2 protein-coding genes are annotated in these 1,021 nt (G+C 74.1%); one reads left to right on the top strand and one right to left on the bottom strand.

Annotation, left to right across the window (positions count from 1 at the left end):
* The coding region (locus ACFVUS_RS43910; RefSeq protein WP_387781501.1) for a hypothetical protein at window positions 1-673 on the top strand (673 nt) is incomplete at its 5' end.
* Window positions 674-709: 36 nt separating this feature from the next.
* Here ACFVUS_RS43910 and ACFVUS_RS43905 read toward each other — a convergent pair.
* Window positions 710-1,021, bottom strand: a 312-nt coding sequence (locus tag ACFVUS_RS43905; RefSeq protein ID WP_387781498.1) for a DUF6008 family protein, incomplete at its 5' end; no start/stop codon positions are given.

Here is a 1,021-nt window from a genome sequence, read left to right as displayed (position 1 = left end):
CCCCGCGGACAAGAGACCCCAGCTGACCTTCAGCCCCCGCATCGACAGGGTCTTGGACCCCGTCCGCATGCTGCTCGGCGGCGTGAACCGCTACGTGCTGCGCCGCATCGGCCGCGAGATCGGCCACCAGCTCGACAACGGAACGAGCACCGACCGGCTGCGGGCCCGCCTCACCTCCCGCCTCGCCGGCACGTTCATCGACGAGATCCGCGACCCCGGCCGCTGGCTGCTCGGCGTGGCCCTCCCCCGGTGGGGCTGCGCGAACCCCGACTGCGAGACGGGCGTCCTGTGGTCAACCGGCGAACCATGCCGGGCGTGCCAGGAGTTCCGCGCCGACCGCCGGTCCGGGCGTACGGCCACCGGCGCCCCCGCTGCCGAGCTGCACTGCTGCCCCGTCTGCGAGCGGCCGCTGCGCCCGGGGCAGTCCGGCGAGTGCGCGCAGTGCTCCCAGTGCCCCACGGCGCTCCCGCCCGAGCCCTGGGTGGCACAGCCCTGCCCGGGACGGCGAGGGGCGCACTGCGGACGCCCCGCGCCGAGCGGCCTGTGCTGGCGCTGCCGTACGGAGGAACTCGCCGAGCGGGAGCCCGTACCGGCGGCCTCGGAGACGGAGCCCGCGCCCAGACTCCCGCTCATGACTTCAGCCGGCACCCGCCCCTGGGCGAGTACCGGCTGAAGTGACCGGGGTCCACGGAGGGACGGATCCGCTCGCCTAGGTCGCGCGTCCTGCCCCGACCAACTCGGAGTCGGCGGCAGAACCGGCGGTGGAGGAAGTCCCCGCGGTGGTGTGGCAAGTGGGGCACGGCTCACCGTGTGCGGGGGTCTCGCCGTCACCGGGAGTCTCGGAGGCCTCGTCGCCCGTCCGCTCGCCGAAGCCGGCCTTGACGCTCCGCTTCTCCCGCCACAGGTGGTACAGCGACAGCGCGAGGATGCCCGTACCGATGAGGTTGGCGACGAAGTGCCACCACACGCGGTAGGTGGTCAGCGCGGGGCCCGGGTCGATCGTGCCGAACCAGGTGGAGAG

Source organism: Nocardia sp. NPDC058058 (genome assembly GCF_042885355.1).
Classification (GTDB): Bacteria; Actinomycetota; Actinomycetes; order Mycobacteriales; family Mycobacteriaceae; genus Nocardia.
This window is presented reverse-complemented; position numbering and strand designations above follow the sequence as displayed.